Origin of the sequence: Haloarcula japonica DSM 6131 (genome assembly GCF_000336635.1) — an archaeon.
Lineage (GTDB): Archaea > Halobacteriota > Halobacteria > Halobacteriales > Haloarculaceae > Haloarcula > Haloarcula japonica.
Genome location: NZ_AOLY01000031.1, coordinates 23,866 through 40,442, shown reverse-complemented (window position 1 = coordinate 40,442; position 16,577 = coordinate 23,866). Strand labels below are relative to the sequence as shown.

The 16,577-nt window shown below is 65.5% G+C and carries 19 protein-coding genes; 12 read left to right on the top strand and 7 right to left on the bottom strand.

Annotated features, from left to right (window positions below; genetic code table 11):
• Window positions 1–79: 79 nt before the first annotated feature.
• Window positions 80–961 carry an extracellular solute-binding protein gene (locus tag C444_RS09070; RefSeq protein WP_004592431.1) on the top strand — a complete coding sequence of 294 codons (882 nt, stop codon included), beginning with the start codon at window positions 80–82 and terminating at the stop codon, window positions 959–961.
• Entirely contained in the window at window positions 936–1,736 is an 801-nt protein-coding gene (locus tag C444_RS09065) for an ABC transporter permease (protein ID WP_049909377.1), read from the top strand. The genes C444_RS09070 and C444_RS09065 overlap by 26 nt, the downstream gene beginning before the upstream one ends.
• 28 nt (window positions 1,737–1,764) lie before the next feature.
• Here the strand turns inward: C444_RS09065 and C444_RS09060 are convergent, their stop codons facing one another.
• The 7 genes from C444_RS09060 to C444_RS09030 form a co-directional block, all read right to left on the bottom strand.
• Complete coding sequence (locus C444_RS09060; protein ID WP_004592429.1) at window positions 1,765–2,592, bottom strand: molybdopterin synthase; 828 nt, start codon at window positions 2,590–2,592, stop codon at window positions 1,765–1,767.
• A gap of 72 nt (window positions 2,593–2,664) precedes the next feature.
• Window positions 2,665–3,138 (bottom strand): cyclic pyranopterin monophosphate synthase MoaC, encoded by a 474-nt coding sequence (gene moaC / locus C444_RS09055; protein WP_004592428.1) that lies wholly within the window; start codon window positions 3,136–3,138, stop codon window positions 2,665–2,667.
• A gap of 43 nt (window positions 3,139–3,181) precedes the next feature.
• Window positions 3,182–3,817, bottom strand: a complete 636-nt coding sequence (locus tag C444_RS09050; protein ID WP_004592427.1) for a MogA/MoaB family molybdenum cofactor biosynthesis protein — start codon at window positions 3,815–3,817, stop codon at window positions 3,182–3,184.
• Between the two features lie 105 nt (window positions 3,818–3,922).
• Complete coding sequence (locus C444_RS09045) at window positions 3,923–4,441, bottom strand: TRAM domain-containing protein (protein WP_004592426.1); 519 nt, start codon at window positions 4,439–4,441, stop codon at window positions 3,923–3,925.
• A 139-nt stretch (window positions 4,442–4,580) separates the two neighbouring features.
• Window positions 4,581–4,898 (bottom strand): DUF5783 family protein, encoded by a 318-nt coding sequence (locus C444_RS09040; protein ID WP_004592425.1) that lies wholly within the window; start codon window positions 4,896–4,898, stop codon window positions 4,581–4,583.
• A 55-nt stretch (window positions 4,899–4,953) separates the two neighbouring features.
• Window positions 4,954–5,619: an HD domain-containing protein gene (locus C444_RS09035; protein ID WP_004592424.1), complete on the bottom strand. Its 666-nt coding sequence runs from the start codon at window positions 5,617–5,619 to the stop codon at window positions 4,954–4,956.
• 85 nt (window positions 5,620–5,704) lie between these two features.
• Complete coding sequence (locus C444_RS09030; protein WP_049909375.1) at window positions 5,705–6,364, bottom strand: helix-turn-helix domain-containing protein; 660 nt, start codon at window positions 6,362–6,364, stop codon at window positions 5,705–5,707.
• A 180-nt stretch (window positions 6,365–6,544) separates the two neighbouring features.
• Between C444_RS09030 and C444_RS09025 the strand changes: the two genes are divergently transcribed.
• From C444_RS09025 to C444_RS08980, 10 genes are all read left to right on the top strand, one after another.
• Complete coding sequence (locus C444_RS09025; protein ID WP_004592422.1) at window positions 6,545–7,120, top strand: hypothetical protein; 576 nt, start codon at window positions 6,545–6,547, stop codon at window positions 7,118–7,120.
• Complete coding sequence (locus tag C444_RS09020; protein WP_004592421.1) at window positions 7,117–7,773, top strand: QcrA and Rieske domain-containing protein; 657 nt, start codon at window positions 7,117–7,119, stop codon at window positions 7,771–7,773. The genes C444_RS09025 and C444_RS09020 overlap by 4 nt, the downstream gene beginning before the upstream one ends.
• Entirely contained in the window at window positions 7,773–9,167 is a 1,395-nt protein-coding gene (locus C444_RS09015; protein WP_004592420.1) for a cytochrome b, read from the top strand. Before C444_RS09020 ends, C444_RS09015 begins: the two co-directional genes overlap by 1 nt.
• On the top strand, window positions 9,164–9,346 hold the full coding sequence (locus tag C444_RS09010; protein WP_004592419.1) for a hypothetical protein: 183 nt from the start codon (window positions 9,164–9,166) through the stop codon (window positions 9,344–9,346). The genes C444_RS09015 and C444_RS09010 overlap by 4 nt, the downstream gene beginning before the upstream one ends.
• Window positions 9,339–12,197, top strand: a complete 2,859-nt coding sequence (gene narG, locus C444_RS09005; protein WP_004592418.1) for a nitrate reductase subunit alpha — start codon at window positions 9,339–9,341, stop codon at window positions 12,195–12,197. Before C444_RS09010 ends, narG begins: the two co-directional genes overlap by 8 nt.
• The gene (gene narH / locus C444_RS09000; RefSeq protein WP_004592417.1) at window positions 12,194–13,270 is read left to right on the top strand and encodes a nitrate reductase subunit beta; all 1,077 of its coding nucleotides are present in this window, start codon (window positions 12,194–12,196) and stop codon (window positions 13,268–13,270) included. Before narG ends, narH begins: the two co-directional genes overlap by 4 nt.
• A 92-nt stretch (window positions 13,271–13,362) precedes the next feature.
• Complete coding sequence (locus tag C444_RS08995; protein WP_004592416.1) at window positions 13,363–14,196, top strand: ethylbenzene dehydrogenase-related protein; 834 nt, start codon at window positions 13,363–13,365, stop codon at window positions 14,194–14,196.
• Entirely contained in the window at window positions 14,196–14,876 is a 681-nt protein-coding gene (locus C444_RS08990; RefSeq protein ID WP_004592415.1) for a molecular chaperone TorD family protein, read from the top strand. The genes C444_RS08995 and C444_RS08990 overlap by 1 nt, the downstream gene beginning before the upstream one ends.
• A complete protein-coding gene (locus C444_RS08985; RefSeq protein ID WP_004592414.1) occupies window positions 14,873–15,727 on the top strand; it encodes a hypothetical protein in 855 nt (284 codons plus the stop codon). The genes C444_RS08990 and C444_RS08985 overlap by 4 nt, the downstream gene beginning before the upstream one ends.
• Window positions 15,724–16,575, top strand: a complete 852-nt coding sequence (locus tag C444_RS08980; RefSeq protein ID WP_004592413.1) for a HEAT repeat domain-containing protein — start codon at window positions 15,724–15,726, stop codon at window positions 16,573–16,575. Before C444_RS08985 ends, C444_RS08980 begins: the two co-directional genes overlap by 4 nt.
• Window positions 16,576–16,577: the final 2 nt, after the last annotated feature.

Here is a 16,577-nt window from a genome sequence, read left to right as displayed (position 1 = left end):
ATCGGTCGCGGTAAAGAGACCCTGTCAATACTGGGATGGACCCCAACACCGATGTACGCGAACGGGAAATAGACGGACAATGGCCCGCCGGACCCGCCGCGCAGTACTCACGGCGCTGGGGAGTGGTATCGCCGCGACGGCAGGCTGTGGGGCGTTCGGTCGGGAACGGGTGGACGTGCTGGTCGCGGGGAGTTTGCAGAAAGCGGCCAGTGAGACGCTCCAGACCCAGACGGACGTCGAGCTCGCCGTCGAAGCCCGCGGCTCTGTTCAGGCCGCGCGATTGGTCGCCGACGGGAAGCGCGACCCGGCTATCGTCGCGCTGGCGGACCCGACCCTGTTCAACCGGGTCATGAACACCCCCTGGCACGCTGTGGTCGCGAGCAACGAGATGGTGCTGGCATACAACCCAGAGACCGACGGCGGGACGCGCGTCGCGGACGCGGAGCCATGGTACGACCCGCTCCGGGGGGACAGCGTTTCACTGGGCCGCACCGACCCGACGCTCGACCCGCTTGGCTACCGGACGCTGTTCGTGCTGGCCCTCGCAGCCGACTACTACGACGAACCCGGCCTGGCTGATGCGGTTCTCTCGCCGGACCAGACCTATCCGGAGACGCAACTGCTCGCGCAGTTCGAGACGGGAGCCGTCAACGCCGCGTTCGTCTACCGGAGTATGGCGGTCGAACGAGACTACCCGTTCCGGGAGTTCCCGCCGGAGATACACCTCGGTGACCCCACATACGCGGAGCAGTATCAGACCACCAGCTACGAACTGCCAAACGGCACGGCAATCACCGGCAACCCAATCGAGTACGGAGCCGTCCGCCGCGACGAACAAGAAGCGACGCGCACAGCCTTCGAGGCAGTCCTGTCCGGCGACTGGCTCGCACCACACGGATTTACTGTCCGCCAGGCGTATCCTCGACTAGTGGGAGATGTCCCGAGTACTGTCACGCAGTAAGACCCCGGCCGGCCACACGGTCGGCGTGCGCGAACTCGTACCCGTCCTGGGAGCGGTGCTACTGCTGTATTTCGTCGTCCCGGTGATGGTGCTCGTGCTCACGTACTCCCCGACGGCGCTACTGACGAGTCTGACCGAGACGTACGTCATCAACGCCGCGGTCACCTCCCTCGTCGCCGCGCTCGGCAGTACCACCATCGCCGTCGTGTTCGGTTTGCCGCTGGCCTACTGGCTCTCGAAGAACACCGGCGCGCTGGCGACCGCCGCGATGGGGGCCGTCGTCCTGCCGCTCGTCCTCCCGCCGGTCGTCAGCGGGATGTTACTGCTGACCGTCGTCGGCCCGAACGGGCTGGGCGGCCTCACCGATCTGGCGCTGACGCGGTCGCTGCTGGGGGTCGTCGCCGCCCAGACCTTCGTCGCGTCGCCGTTCTTCGTCGTCACCGCCAAGGCCGCCTTCGACGGCATCGACGACCACCTCGAAGAGGCCTCGCGGTCGCTCGGGCACGACTGGGTCGGGACGATGCGCTCGGTGACGGTTCCGCTCGCAAAGCCCGGCCTGCTCGCCGGCCTCGTGCTGACTTTCGCACGCGCGATGGGCGAGTTCGGGGCGACGATGATGCTGGCGTACTACCCGCGGACGCTGCCGGTCCAGATCTGGGCCTCGTTCATCTCGGACGGCCTGGACGCAGCGCTGCCCGTGGCAGTAGTGTTGCTGGGCGTCGCGCTCGGGACGCTGTTGATAGTCCACGCCCTGCGGGCGACGCCGTGGCGGTAGCCGGTGTCGTGAAAACAGCGCTGCCGACTCACCGCTCGTGCGCCCAGAACTCCTCGTCGACGGTGACTTCCTTTTTGAACAGCGGCACTTCCTCCTTCAGGCGGTTGATGCCGTCCTCGACGGCGCGGAACGCCTCACCGCGGTGGCCGGCCAGGATGACGACGAAGACGATGTCCTCGCCGGCCTCGACCACGCCGGTCTTGTGGCGCAGTCGGACCGCGTAGACGCCGTCACGGGCTTCGAGGTCCCGGCGGAGCGCGGCCATCTTCTCGGCGGCGACTTCGTCGTAGCGCTCGAACTCTAGGAGTTCCGTCGGCGGGTCCTCCGGTCCTTCCTGGGCGCGAACGCGCCCGGTGAAGGTCGCAATCGCGCCGGAGTACACCTCGTCGGGGTCCCGCTTTACGTCCGCCACGAGCGTCTCCAGCGTGATGTAGGGGTCCCGCTCCTCCATCGCAGCGATGATGTCGTCGAGAGTAGCGTCCGCGCCGTGGGGCGCGCGATGGACGACGGGATCGGCGACATCGCGGTCGCCCAGGACGACCTTGGGTATCGCCGCCTCGGAGTACCCCTCGACGAGCGCGTAGTCGTAGTCGGGTGCGAGGGCGTCCAGCGTCTCGTCCAGGGTCCGCGACTGCCCCGTCGCGTACCACTCGCCGTCGTCGGTGAGCGCGACCGTTTCGGCCGCGCCAGCGTCGCGGTGTCGAGCCGTGTCTTTCCCGTCAGTGTCGACGTCCGGCGCGTGCGTGCAGTGTTTGACCGTCGCGACACGTCCGGACCCGGAGAGCCGCTGGGTCAGCCGCTCGACCAGCGTGGTCTTCCCCGACTCGGAGTGGCCGACGATACCGAGGACTTGCATGCACACCAGTAGCAGGGCGACGTAGATAGACCTTTTTCATGGCAGCGGCGTCTCCACCGTCACTAGCTATGCTCAGCGGTCGACGGTTTTCTCGACGACCCGGACGTTCTGGATTGCCGTCACGGGATACTCGCCGTCTTCGTCCTTTTCGTTGGCCTTCACCATGTCCCAAACGACGTTGAGGCCGGTCGTCACGCCCTCTAGGGCCTCCATCTCGCAGCCGGTCTTGCCGACCGTCTCGACGGCGACGGTGATTTCGACGGCGTCGTCAGCGATGGTAAATTCGACTTCGACGTTCGTGATGGGGATCTGGTGGCACATCGGCACCGTCTCCCAGGTATGTTTCACCGCCTGAATCGCGCCGATACGGGCCGTCGTCAGCACGTCGCCTTTCTCCACCTCGTCGGCGTCGATGGCGGCGAGTGTGGACTCGGTGAGTCGGATCTGTCCGCGTGCGACCGCGCGGCGCTGACTCTCGTCCTTGTCGCCGACATCGACCATCTGTGCGTCCCCCTCTTCGTCGACGTGGGTGAACTCCTCGGACATAGCTACCCGTAGCCGACCCCGACCCAAAACCGTGCGGGTCCCGTTACCGGCGGACGAGACCGAGCAGGTGGCCCACAGCGGGCGCGACCAGTTTCTCCGCGCCCGTCCGAGCGGCGTTCTCGCTGCCAGGCAGACAGAACACCAGACGGTCGTCGACGACGCCGGCGGTCGCCCGCGAGGCCATCGCCATCGGCCCGACCTCCTCGTAGGAGAGCCACCGGAACAGCTCGCCGAAGCCGGGAACCGGTCGGTCGAACAGCGGTTCGATAGCGTCGACGGTCACGTCGTCGGGCGTGAGGCCGGTCCCGCCGGTCGTCAGAACTACGTCGACGCCGCCATCCAGCAGGGTGGCAACGGCGTCCTCGATAGCGTCCATCTCGTCCGCGACGAGGCGGCGCTCGGCAATTTCGTGGCCCGCGTCCTCACAGGCTGTGGCGATGATGTCACCCGCCGGGTCGTCGTCCAGTGTTCTCGATGTCGAGACAGTGAGAACCCCTATTTCAACTCCTTCGGCGTCGTGAGCGTGATGGTCATCGTGGGTGTGTTCTCCGTGGCTGTGCTCGTGGCCACTGTCGTGCTCGTGCTCCCCATGGTCGTGGCCGTGCTCTCCGTGTTCATGCTCGCCGTGGCTGTGACCTGCCCCGTCGTGGCCGGTCGTTTCGTCGTGGTCGTGTCCCATACCGGGGATGACAGTCGGTGGGGAAATATACCCTCGGCTGTCTGACCGGCAGCGGGCTAACTCAACAGAGTGCGAAGGTAGGAACCAGCCGAGAGAACGGGTGGCTTATTCGTAGTACGGCAGGCGCTCGACGATTTCCGCGAAGGCCACGTTCTCACGGACCTGATCCATCTCAACGCGGAGACGCTCCCCGACATCCGCGTCGGAGACGATGACAACGTACCCACCGTCGATACGCGCGACGCCGTCGCCTTTGTCGCCGATGTTCTCGATTTCCACTACGCGCGTCTCACCCTCGGCAACGGGCGGGGACGACGGTCCGAACTCCGGTTCCCGGCTCGGCCCGCCGGACTGCGAATCGGACTGTGGCCCGGATTGGGAACTGGACTGCGGCTCTGACTTGGAGTGGGAACTGGACTGCGGATCAGATCTGGATTGGGAACCGGCCGGTGACTGGGACGTAGGTGCCTCAGCCGCCGACTTGAACAGTGCGATCCGGTACAGCGTCTCGGGAGACAGCGTCCCCAGTTCGACCTCCTGTTTCGGAATCTCGACCACGTACGAGTCGTTCTTCTCCTCGACGGGTGCGGTAAAGAGACAGTGAAGATCTGAATCGGTCGCCATTAGTATAATTGGTTGGGCTAGCACCGGAACTGCATTGATTCTGGTGTTTTCGATCCGCCAGGCCGAATGCTGCTAGAAGGGGTGATAAACAGGCTGTACACGCCCGCTATCGAGTGATCCGTCGGGTAGAAATCGTGGATTACTCGAACTCGAACAGCCGGCGGAGTTCGCGCTCGATAGCGTCAGTGAACGCCGACAGCACTGTGTCGAACGTCGCTTCGTCGCCCGGCAGAGACTTTGCACGCGCTGCAGTGTTGTCAGGCAGTCGAATGCTGAACGTCCCGTCCCCCTCATACACCGGCTCGCTCTCGCTGAGAATCTGTCGGTCGATCCCGCGAAGGACCTCGGAGTCGTACTGCCCGTGCAGCTCCTGATAGGCGTTCGAGTACGCCGTTTCAAGTTCCTCGAAGTAGTGGACATATTTTTCGTCGAACTTCTCGGCGTCGAACTCGGTCATGGGTGCAGTGTCGCCGGGGCGAGGGTAAAGGGTTCTGTGATTCCGGGGACACCGTTTACCACTCCCCAGTAACCCCGGTTTCACCGGCGAATCGGGTAAAGAACTCGTCCATGAATTCCTGACGCGTCCGACCGAGATGCCGGCCCGGTTGAGTGTACAGCGTATCTAACCGTTCCTGAGCCCAGTCCTGAAGGAGTTCGATATCCGGAGACTCCGACGGTTCGAGGGCGGTCGCTGACGTATCATCGATGACGGCATACTTCTCACCCGTACGCCCAGACCGCTCGCCGACGATACAGGCCAGTCGGACGAGCCCGCGCGCCCCGGCAGCGTCCAGTTTGTCCGCATCGAAGAGGAGTTTCGCCTCCAGCGTTTTCGGCTCCGGAGAACTTGCGCGGATACTGTGTGCTCGAATGCAGTGTTTGATACGGCTGATTCGGTCGGGTTCCACGCCCTCGGCCGCGAGTAGTTGCGCGGCTTCCGCCGTGGCCCATTCGTCGTGGTCATCGATTTCACCGGTCCGCTCCAGAGGCCGGCCAATGTCGTGGAGCCACGCCGATGCGGCGAGGACATTCCGGTCGACCGAGCCGTCGCAGTGGCCCGCGAGCCGAAGTGCGATGTCTCGCACTCGCTTGGCGTGAAACTGATCGTGTGCAGGGAGGGCGTCTTCGTAGTACGGCAGCGACAGCGTTCGAGCGAGGGGACCTAGTTCCTGTGTCATTGACGGCGGTGGCACCTCGCGTGCCGGCTGGAATAACTGCTGTGAAATGCATCTGTATCGCTGACATGACGCGGCGCGGTCCCACTCAGCGGGAGTCAAGCAGGTCGTCGAGGAGTTTCCGCTGGGCGGCGGCGAGATGTTCGGTGAACGTCGAGGTGGAGATGTCCAGCGCGTCGGCCACGTCACCGGCAGTCGCATCGCGCGGATGTTCGAAGTACCCCATCTGGTGGGCCTGGCTCAGAACCTCACGCTGGCGGTTGGTCAGTTTCGCGCGGTCAAGCACGACCGGCCGGTCCGTCTCCGTGGACGTGTCTTCGAGCAGTCGACGAAGTTTGACAGTCTCACCTTCCGACTGGAGGTCGGCAACGATCTCCCGCAGAGTCGGCATATCGTCGACGAGAAACGTGACAACGATGGATTCGGTATCCGCCGTGAACTTCTGGACGACACAGCCGGCCGCTTCGATACGTTCACAGACACAACCCTGTTCGGCCGCCCGAGACAACTGAAAGACGTGTCGCTGGTCGTAAGCGAAGACATGGTTCACATTGGGGTGTTCGCTCTGTACCGCTCCCGGGTGGTCCTCACCACCCTTGAGCGTGAACTCTTCGAGAACGCGGTCGGCATCGCCACTCGTTGCGCTCCGAGAGACCGACGACACTGACCACTCCTCGTCAGCGTGTGGCTGTACTTGACAGGACCGAGGACCGAACACTTCGACCTCGGCGAGCATTCGGCCCGACATACACGGTAAATGGCTCGGCTGCCATAAGAAATGGCATGCGAACATGTTCGTGCAAAAAACCGCCATATAATGGACCTAAGATGTCGGGCTGGCAGTTCATCCGGGTTCTGGAACAAACCCCGAACACAGCGACACAGCGTAGCCGTTCGAATCGCTGGCGAATCGAGATAACACAAGATTATGAGACGCAACACGATACTCATCGGTCTGTTGATAACAGCGGTGTTGCTGCCGATGTGGTACGTCGCCTTGCACGGCGAGCCACCGTCGGAGGAAATCGCTATCGACGAGAGCGTCAGCGACATCCGGCCGCTCGATAGCCCAATAGAGACGCCGAACAAGCTGTCGCCGAGCCAGGTCGGCGTCGTCGTCTGGGTTGCCCTGTTCGGTCTGGTTGGCGTGCTCACGGCCGCCCACCAGTTCATGAACAGGGCGGTCCGGCCACCCGACGAGGCCGAACCTGTGACCGACGGCGGAACCGTCTCGCTGCCGTGGCTCAACACGGAACACCGCTGGGTCGTCGAGTACCACGACGCCTCGGACGCCATAGAAGGACTAGTCGCCATGAGCGGGCTGACAGTCCTGTCTATCGCCTTCGCGGCGCTGTTCACTGGCGAGTACCTCACGCTCGCCCGCACCCAGTACTTCGGGCTGTACGCGACCGGAATGTTCCTCTCGCTCGCGCTCTCGACGGTCGCGTACTACGCCTGGTTCATGCCACACGTCGAAGTCGCCGAAATCAGGGGGCACGAATGATAGAGTATCCGAAACCCGATGACGACGACGAGGAACAGGGCGACGACTGCTCGTGTGACGGGGCCACCGGTACGTCCCCAACACTGTACGGGGACGCCCGCGCAGAACTCCGCCGCCGGGACTTCGCGAAATTCCTCGCAACCGTCGGCGGCCTGACCGCCGTCGCCAGCCTCACCGCACCCCTCGCCAGCACCACGCAGGTGTTCGAGCGAGGGTACAAGGGACCTGTGTACTCCGACGGCATCCACCTCGTCGACGGCGAAGGCGAGCGCATCACCGAGGGTCGGCTCTCCGAGGGCGAACACATGACCGTGTTCCCGGAGCCCCGGCCTGGCATCGAAGACGCACCGACGCTGCTGGTGCGCTATGCCGAGTCGGACTACGGCAGCGACATCTCGGAGGGGTTCACCGTCAACGGCTACGCCGCCTTCTCCAAGGTGTGTACCCACGCCGGTTGTATGGTCTCGGATCGGGAGGAAGACCTGGTCGTCTGTCCCTGCCACTTCGGGAAATTCAACGTTCTGGAAGGGGCGGCGGTCAGCGGCGGCCCACCGGGACGACCGCTCCCACAGCTTCCGATTACGATGACCAGCGACGGATTCCTCGTCGCCACCGGCGACTTCGAGGGGCCAATCGGCCCGGGGGGTGAGTGATGTCCCGCGCCGAAGCCGTCTACAACTGGTTCGACACGCGCCTCGATCTGGAGAACGGTCAGAAGTTCCTCGGCAAGGCGTTCCCGGCAGAGGACTCGTTCCTGCTGGGCGAGGTGGCGCTGTTCTGTTTCCTCCTCCTGATCCTGTCGGGGATCTTCCTCGGGTTCTTCTTCGAACCCTCGACCTCCGACGTGGAGTACGACGGCAGCGTCCAGAAGTTCCAGGGCCAGGAGATGCCCGAAGCGTTCGTCTCGGTGTTGCACATCACCTACGACGTGCCATTCGGGATGTTCATCCGCCGGCTCCACCACTGGGCGGCCCACCTCTTTGTCGCCTCAATAGGGTTGCACATGTTACGGGTGTTTTTCACCGGCGCATACCGCAATCCGCGGGAGCCCAACTGGATCGTCGGCACCGGCCTGGCGGCCCTCTCGATGGGTGCGGCGTACACCGGCTACGCCTTGCCGTTCGACGAGTTCGCTGCCACAGCGACAGGCATCGGCTACAACCTCACGATATCCATCCCCCTGTTAGGTGATTTCCTCGGCCAAGTGGTGTTCGGGGGTGAATTCCCGTCCAGTGCCACCATCCCACGGCTGTACTTCCTGCACATCCTCGTGATACCGGCGGCCATCGCCGTGGGCCTGGCCGTCCACATGGCCATCCTCATCCGGCAGAAACACACCGAGGCCCCGCGGGACGGTGACGTGACGGCCGGCCGCCAGACTGTCGACGAGGAAGACGACGACATCATCATCGGCCTACCCGCGTTCCCGAACCAGGCCGCCGTCTCCGCGGTGGTGTTCTTCGTCACCGCGGCGACGCTGTCGGCGCTTGCGGGCCTGCTGCCGGTCCACAACGTCGCCGAGTACGGGCCGAACGACCCCGCAGCCACGCCGGAACTCATCATGCCGGACTGGTTCCTGATGTGGGTGTACGGCTTCCTGAAGCTCCTGCCACAGATCAGCTTCAGCATCGGACCGGCTCACATCAACGGGGAGTTCATCGGCGGCATCGTCCTTCCGGGGCTGGTGTTTGCCGCGGTCGCCGTCTGGCCGTTCATCGACCGGACCGGGCCGATCCACTTCACCGCAGACCCGCTGGATCGGGCCTGGCAGACCGGAGTGGGGGTGGCCGCCGTTGCGTTCATCATGATCGCCTCCATCGCGGGGATGAACAACATTCTCGCGGACCAGGTGCTTGGGACGACGACGAACGTGGTCAACCCCATTCTGACGGCCGCGTTGCTCATCGTCCCACCCGTCTTCGGCGGCATCACCTACCTGCTGTTGCGCGACGGCGAGCCCGCCCCGTCACAGGAGGGCGACGTGGCCGCGGACGGCGGCTCCGTCGGGGACGAACCGGACAGCACCGAACCGGAGGGAGACGCATGACTGCGAGCGTCGAACTGACAGAGCGGCAGTATCGCCTGCTGGATACGACGAGCAAGCTGGTCGGCCTCGTGCTGGTCGCCGCCGGCCTCGAAGTCGGCGGCGGCACGCTCGCCGGCATCGCGCTGGCCGTGGCCGGCACTGCCTGCGCGACTGCGACAGTGTTCATCACCAATGAGTAGAAACGACCTGACCGACGACGAGGCGGACAGTGCTGGAATCAGTCGCCGCGACTTCGTGCGCGGCCTCGGTGCCGCGTCGCTGCTGGGTGCGACGGGGCTGTCCTTCGCCGACGACGGCATGGACGGTCTCGAAGCGGTCGACGACCCTATCGGGAACTACCCGTATCGGGACTGGGAGGACCTGTACCGCGACGAGTGGGACTGGGACTCCGTCGCCCGCTCGACCCACAGCGTCAACTGCACCGGTTCCTGTTCGTGGAACGTCTACGTCAAGGACGGGCAGGTCTGGCGCGAGGAACAGGCCGGCGACTACCCGACCTTCGACGAGAGCCTCCCGGACCCCAATCCGCGCGGGTGCCAGAAGGGGGCCTGTTACACGGACTACGTCAACGCCGACCAGCGCGTGCTCCATCCGCTCCGTCGCACGGGCGAACGCGGCGAGGGCCAGTGGGAGCGGATTAGCTGGGACGAGGCGCTCACCGAGATCGCCGACCACGTCATCGACGAGGTGCAGGCGGGTCGGTACGACGCGATTTCGGGCTTTACGCCCATTCCGGCGATGTCACCGGTTTCCTTCGCCAGCGGGAGCCGGCTCGTCAATCTACTGGGCGGCGTCTCGCACAGCTTCTACGACTGGTACTCGGACCTGCCGCCGGGCCAGCCGATCACGTGGGGCACCCAGACGGACAACGCCGAATCCGCTGACTGGCACAACTCGGACTACATCATCGCCTGGGGGTCGAACATCAACGTCACGCGCATCCCCGACGCGAAGTACTTCCTCGACGCCGGCTACGAGGGCGCAAAGCGTGTCGGTGTCTTCACTGACTACTCACAGACGGCCATCCACACCGACGAGTGGCTCTCGCCCCACGGCGGCAGCGACACCGCGCTCGCGCTGGGCATGGCCCAGACCATCGTCGACGAAGGGCTGCACGACGAGGCACACCTCAAAGAGCAGACCGACATGCCGCTGCTCGTCCGGGAGGACACCGGCAAGTTCCTCCGGGCCAGCGAGGTTGGCCTCGCGGAGGACGCCGACGATCCCGAGAAGGTGTTCGTTATGGTCGACGCCGACGGAAACCTCCGTCGTGCTCCCGGCTCGCTGGGCGAGCGGGACGGCCAGCACGACCACTCGAAGAGCATCGAACTCGACTTCGACCCACAGTTATCGGTCGAGCGAAGCGTCGACACCGACGAGGGTAGCGTCGCAGTCCGTTCAGTCTGGGAGAACCTCACCGACGAACTCAGCCAGTACACGCCGGCTGTCGTCCACGAGGAGACCGGCGTCGGCGAGAACACCTACCAGCGGATCGCCCGCGAGTTCGCCGAGGCCGACGCGGCCAAAATCATCCACGGCAAGGGCGTCAACGACTGGTATCACAACGACCTTGGCAACCGCGCAATCCAGTTGCTCGTGACGCTGACGGGGAACCTCGGCGACCCCGGTACCGGGCTGGACCACTACGTCGGCCAGGAGAAGATCTGGTCGTTCCACGGCTGGCAGGTGCTTTCGTTCCCGACCGGGAACGTCCGCGGCGTCCCGACGACGCTGTGGACGTACTTCCACGCGGGCATCCTCGACAACACGGACCCGGACACCGCCGAGAAGATACGCGAGTCCATCGACAAGGGATGGATGCCGGTCTACCCCGAGGAACGGGACGACGGGAACCGGCCGGACCCATCGACGATGTTCGTCTGGCGGGGGAACTACTTCAACCAGGCCAAGGGCAACGTCGCCCTCGAAGAACAGCTCTGGCCCAAACTCGACCTCGTCGTCGACATCAACTTCCGGATGGACTCGACGGCGATGTACTCGGACATCGTCCTGCCGGCCGCCAGCCACTACGAGAAGTACGACCTCTCGGAAACGGACATGCACACGTACGTGCACCCGTTCACGCCGGCCGTCGAGCCGCTCGGCGAGGCCAAGACCGACTGGGAGATATTCCGCCTGCTCGCCGAGAAGATACAGGAGCGCGCTCAGGAACGCGGTGTCGAGCCGGTCGAGGACCGCAAATTCGACCGGACTATCGACCTCACGACCATCTACGATGACTACGTCCGTGACTGGGAGACCGGCGAAGAAGAAGGGCTCGTCGAGGACAAAGCCGCGGCGGAGTTCATCCTCGAACATTCCGAGGAGACCAACCCCGAGGGCAGCGACGAGCAGATAACCTTCGATGACATCGACGAGCAACCACAGCGGTTCCTCGAAGCTGGCGACCACTGGACTTCAGACATCAAAGACGGTGAAGCCTACGTCCCGTGGCAGGACTACGTCCACGACAAGAACCCATGGCCAACCTTCACCGGCCGGCAGCAGTACTACATCGACCACGACTGGTACCTCGAACTCGGCGAGGAGCTGCCGACCCACAAGGAAGGGCCGGAGGACACCGGCGGTGACTACCCGCTCTCGTACAACACGCCACACGGTCGCTGGTCGATCCACTCGACCTGGCGTGACAGCACGAAGATGCTCAGGCTCCAGCGCGGCGAACCCGTAGTGTATCTGAACCCCGAGGACGCCGAGGAGCGGGGCATCGAGGACGGCGACACCGTGGAGGTGTACAACGACCTCGGGAGCGTCGAGGTGCAGGCGAAGATCTACCCCTCCAGCGAACCGGGGACTGTCCGGCACTTCTTCTCCTGGGAGAAGTTCCAGTACCCCGACCGGGACAACTTCAACACGCTCGTCCCGATGTACATGAAGCCGACCCAGCTGGTCCAGTACCCGGAAGACACCGGGGAACACCTGCACTTCTTCCCGAACTACTGGGGGCCGACCGGGGTCAACAGCGACGTGCGTGTCGATATCCGACCGAGCGGAGGTGACACCGAATGAGTACCGATCAACAGGACGACCAAGGAGAAGAGGACACGCTGGTCAACGTCGCCGACGGCGTCGACCACCAGGTCGCGATGGTGATGGACCTGAACAAGTGCATCGGCTGCCAGACGTGTACGATCGCCTGCAAGAACCTCTGGACGGAGGACGGCGGCAGCGAGTACATGTACTGGAACAACGTCGAGACCAAGCCCGGCGAGGGGTATCCGCGGGGCTGGGAGGACTCCGGCGGCGGCTGGGAATCGGGCGAGCATTCGGACCGCTCGCCCGGCGAGATCCCCGACGAGGAGGACTACGGCCGCGCCTGGGAGTTCAACCACGAGGAAATCATGTACGAGGGCAGCGACGAGCCGCTACGGCCCCGCGACGGCGCGGAGTGGGGGCCGAACTGGGACGAGGACCAGGGTGCCGGCGAGTACCCCAACAGCTACTACTTCTATCTGCCGCGCATCTGCAACCACTGCACCCACCCCTCCTGTGTCGAGGCCTGCCCGCGCTCAGCGCTGTACAAGCGCCAGGAGGACGGCATCGTCCTCGTCGATCAGGACCGCTGCCGAGGCTACCGCTACTGCGTCGAGGGGTGTCCGTATAAGAAGGTGTACTACAACACCGTCTCGAAGAAATCCGAGAAGTGCATCTTCTGTTACCCCCGTATCGAGGGGGAAGGCCCCGACGGGGAGACGTTCGCCCCGGCCTGTGCCGAGGAGTGCCCGCCACAGCTCCGGCTGGTCGGCTTCCTCGACGACGAGGAGGGACCGATTCACAAGCTCGTCAATGAGTACGAGGTGGCCCTGCCGCTGCATCCGGAGTTCCGCACGCAGCCAAACGTCTACTACATCCCACCCTTCGCCCCCGGCCAGCACACGGAGGACGGAGAGACGGTCGACATCGACCGGATTCCCCGACAGTACCTCCGGAACCTGTTCGGCGACGGCGTCGACGAAGCGCTCGACACTATCGACGCCCACCGGCAGCGCGTTCGACAGGGTGGTGATAGCGAACTGATGGAACTGCTTCAGGACAAAAACCCGGCTAAACAGTACCGGCTGGAGGTGTTCGACGATGAGTAGCGAGCCGCTACGCGGCTCGGACACGCGAGCGGGCGATGCCCGCGAGCGGCCCCAGTTGACCGCGCCGGAGCGTGCTCAGGGGGTGGGCAACGATGGCTGACCACCGGCGCACGCTCGCACTCACGGCGGTGCTTTCGGCGCTCATCGTCGTCTCGACGGTGGCCGCCCCGATGGTGAGCGCCCGGCCAGCACACGAGATCCCGGTTTCGGAGGTATCGACGGCCGACCTCGCCGAACCGGACGCCGACGGCTGGGAGGAGGTCCCGGCCTCGGACGTGCCGCTTTCGAGCGCCCCGAGTAGCGTCCCGAACGCCGACGACACGTCGATCGAGACGGTCGACGTGCAGGCGGCTCGCACTGACCAGCGGCTGTACGTCCGTCTGGAGTGGCAGGACGCGACCCGGGACATGAACGCCAGCGCTACGCGGGAGTTCGCCGACGCAGTCGCGGTCCAGTTCCCGGTCAACACGAGTTCCCGGCCGCCGATAGCGATGGGCGGTCCCGACAACCGCGTCAACGTCTGGTACTGGAGCGGGTCGACCGGGACGCAAGAACTGCTGGCCGGCGGCGCTGGCTCGACCACGCCGTTCCAGAACCCAACCGTGCAGGCGAATACGAGTCACAGCGGTACGGGCGGGAACGCTACCTGGACGGTGGTGTATTCGCGGCAGCTTGATGCGTCGAGCGAGAACCGGACCGACCTGCGGACCGACGGCGACCTCGACGTGGCCTTCGCGGTCTGGAACGGCTCCAACGGCGAGCGGTCCGGGCAGAAAGCGGTCAGCGAGTGGCACTACTACCCGTTCAGCGGCGGCCCGCAAGGACCACCCTACGAGACGCTACTGTGGACCCTCGCCGGCATCGCCATCGTCGCTGTCGTCGGCGTCACCAGCTTCGGTATCTACCGTACGCGGGGGGCCGAGTAATGGCGACTACGCCAACTGACCCGATGGACGACATCGACGAGGACGCCGCCGCTCGCGGCGCAGTGTACGCGACGCTCGCCAAGGCGTTCGAGTACCCCGAGGAATCGTTCCACAGCGCAGCGGCCGACGGGACGCTGGAAGCCGATTTGAGAGCGTGTCTCGACCGGACTGGCCTCAACGTGGCCGTCCCGTCGCTGACCACCGACGACGACTACAAGACGCTCGCGGCTCGCTACAACGACATCTTCGAACTCGGCTACAGCGAGTACACGGACCGGACTGACGGCTCACTCGAAGCAGAAGGGCCGCCGGTCCCGCTGTACGAGTCCAAGTACCGGCCGGACCACTCCTGGAACGACGTGAACCTAGACCTCTCGCGAGCCTACAGCCACTACGGCCTGGAAATCGACCAGGACGAGCGGGACAACCACGACGCCCTGACCTACGAACTGGAGTTCGCGGGCTACCTCGCCCGGCGAGAAGCCGCCGTCGGCGAGGACGCTGCGATCGCTCGGCTGGACTTCCACGACCGCCACCTCGGCCACGCGGCCGCGGGCGTCGCGGACCGGCTGGCCGACGAACCAGGGACCGACATCTACGGCGGCTTCGGCGAACTGCTGGAGGCGTTCGTCCGGGCCGACCGCAACGACCTCGCGGACCGGCTGGAGGACCGACGATGACAGCGGCGCTACAGCAACGAGTCAGACCGCTGCTACACGGTGGGAGCCATTCGCTCGCGAACCTGGCGGTCGGCGCTGCGGCCGTCGCGGTCGCCGTCCGGTACTTTGCTGTCCTGTTCGTCAACGCGCCGGGGTACGGTGGCGTCCCGGTCTCGCCCGGCCTGGCGACAGGTGTATCCACGGCCGTCGTTGCCGCCGCGGCGATTGCCGTGGCCGTCACCGATGCCGACCCACTCACCGGCATCGGGCTGCTGTTCGTCGGCGTGTTCGGTCTGCTGTCGCTACTCAGTAGCGCAGCGGCGCTGCCGGCAGCCGCCGCAGTCGTCCTCGGGACGGCGACCATCGCTGCCGTCGCGGGACGGCGGCTGGACCTCGTTTCAGCCACCGCGGTCGCCCTGCTCGTCGCGGCGCTGAGCATTGGACTAGCGAGCGGTGTCGGTGGCTGGACGGGCCTCCGACCGGCGGCCTCGACCGTGGCGCTGCTCGGAATCGCGTCGACGCCGTCGTTCGCTGCGACGGATTGGCGCTCGCTGTCGACGGCGGACTGGGGCGCGATACTCGGCGGCCTCGCCGCCTTCGCTGTCGTCCTGAGCGTCGGTCGCGCCGTCCCGTTCGTCACGGGCGCGGTCACGCTCACAGGAACCGGTGTCGTCGGAACGAGCCTGCCGGTCATCGCGCTGGCCGCTGCCGGTGCGGTGACGACGGCCAGCGCCGCGAGTCGAACGCGGCGGTGGCCGCTGCTGGCCGGCGTCGCGCTGGTCGCGTTCGCCGGCGTCCCGGCGTCGCTTCCGCGGGCGCTCCCGTTCGCACTCGGCATTGCCGTACTCACCGCACAGGAGGGAGCGCAATGACGGGCTGTCACGACGACGACAAGTTCGAGAAGCACCTCGAAGAGGACCCGGACCCGCAACTGGACCCCGAACGGAGTCCGGGCCTGCACACCGATATCGAAGCGCTAGAAGACATCGAGGTGAGCCGCGAGGACGTGACAATCGGCGAGGCGACCCCGGAGGAACTGGCCGCCAGCGACACCGAACCCGTCGAGGACGACGCGGTGGCGTCGCTGCTGTCCGACATCGAACACGGTGAAAAGACCGACCGCCGCCGCGCCGCTCTCGAACTCAAGGACCGCGCGACCACGGACAATATCGTGGCGGCGCTGGCCCGCGCTGCGACGACCGACGACGACAGCGATGTGCGCCAGTTTGCCGTCGAGGCGCTGACCACCCATGGCGGCGAGCGGGCCGCAGCAGTAGCGGTGGAACTGCTCGACGACCCCGACCCGTGGGTCCGGGCCGAGGCCGTCGTCACGCTCGACAACGTCGACCGCGAGGCTCACGAGGACGACATCGAAGGCGCTGTCCACGACGACCACCACGCGGTCCGGCGCAACGCGGCCATCTCGCTGTTCAAGCTCCGCGGCGAGGCGATGGCCGACCTGCTGTTGGAACAGAGCCGCGACGATAGCGAGCGGGTCCGCGAGTGGGCCGCTCACATGCTCGGTGGCGTCGACGAGGACCGCGCCCGCGAGCGACTGCGCGAACTCACCGACGACCCGGCCACCGTGGTCCGACAGACCGCCGAGCGGTCACTCGAAGCGGACCCCGGACGGTTCCGCCGGCAGTTCGGCGGTGCGCTGGAGAACGACGCTCGACTGCTGCCCGGCGAAGACAGACTCAATCGGATGCCCGACCTCTGACG

Bases quoted from the DNA above. Each gene is read 5' to 3' on its own strand.
- C444_RS08995 (WP_004592416.1), top strand. From the start codon at position 13,363: ATGGCTGACCACCGGCGCACGCTCGCACTCACGGCGGTGCTTTCGGCG.
- C444_RS09010 (WP_004592419.1), top strand. From the start codon at position 9,164: ATGACTGCGAGCGTCGAACTGACAGAGCGGCAGTATCGCCTGCTGGAT.
- C444_RS08980 (WP_004592413.1), top strand. From the start codon at position 15,724: ATGACGGGCTGTCACGACGACGACAAGTTCGAGAAGCACCTCGAAGAG.
- C444_RS09060 (WP_004592429.1), bottom strand. From the start codon at position 2,592: ATGCAAGTCCTCGGTATCGTCGGCCACTCCGAGTCGGGGAAGACCACG.
- C444_RS08985 (WP_004592414.1), top strand. From the start codon at position 14,873: ATGACAGCGGCGCTACAGCAACGAGTCAGACCGCTGCTACACGGTGGG.
- narH (WP_004592417.1), top strand. From the start codon at position 12,194: ATGAGTACCGATCAACAGGACGACCAAGGAGAAGAGGACACGCTGGTC.
- narG (WP_004592418.1), top strand. From the start codon at position 9,339: ATGAGTAGAAACGACCTGACCGACGACGAGGCGGACAGTGCTGGAATC.
- C444_RS09040 (WP_004592425.1), bottom strand. From the start codon at position 4,898: ATGACCGAGTTCGACGCCGAGAAGTTCGACGAAAAATATGTCCACTAC.
- C444_RS09050 (WP_004592427.1), bottom strand. From the start codon at position 3,817: ATGGGACACGACCACGACGAAACGACCGGCCACGACGGGGCAGGTCAC.
- C444_RS09035 (WP_004592424.1), bottom strand. From the start codon at position 5,619: ATGACACAGGAACTAGGTCCCCTCGCTCGAACGCTGTCGCTGCCGTAC.
- C444_RS09070 (WP_004592431.1), top strand. From the start codon at position 80: ATGGCCCGCCGGACCCGCCGCGCAGTACTCACGGCGCTGGGGAGTGGT.
- C444_RS08990 (WP_004592415.1), top strand. From the start codon at position 14,196: ATGGCGACTACGCCAACTGACCCGATGGACGACATCGACGAGGACGCC.
- C444_RS09015 (WP_004592420.1), top strand. From the start codon at position 7,773: ATGTCCCGCGCCGAAGCCGTCTACAACTGGTTCGACACGCGCCTCGAT.
- C444_RS09030 (WP_049909375.1), bottom strand. From the start codon at position 6,364: ATGTCGGGCCGAATGCTCGCCGAGGTCGAAGTGTTCGGTCCTCGGTCC.
- C444_RS09025 (WP_004592422.1), top strand. From the start codon at position 6,545: ATGAGACGCAACACGATACTCATCGGTCTGTTGATAACAGCGGTGTTG.
- moaC (WP_004592428.1), bottom strand. From the start codon at position 3,138: ATGTCCGAGGAGTTCACCCACGTCGACGAAGAGGGGGACGCACAGATG.
- C444_RS09065 (WP_049909377.1), top strand. From the start codon at position 936: ATGTCCCGAGTACTGTCACGCAGTAAGACCCCGGCCGGCCACACGGTC.
- C444_RS09020 (WP_004592421.1), top strand. From the start codon at position 7,117: ATGATAGAGTATCCGAAACCCGATGACGACGACGAGGAACAGGGCGAC.
- C444_RS09045 (WP_004592426.1), bottom strand. From the start codon at position 4,441: ATGGCGACCGATTCAGATCTTCACTGTCTCTTTACCGCACCCGTCGAG.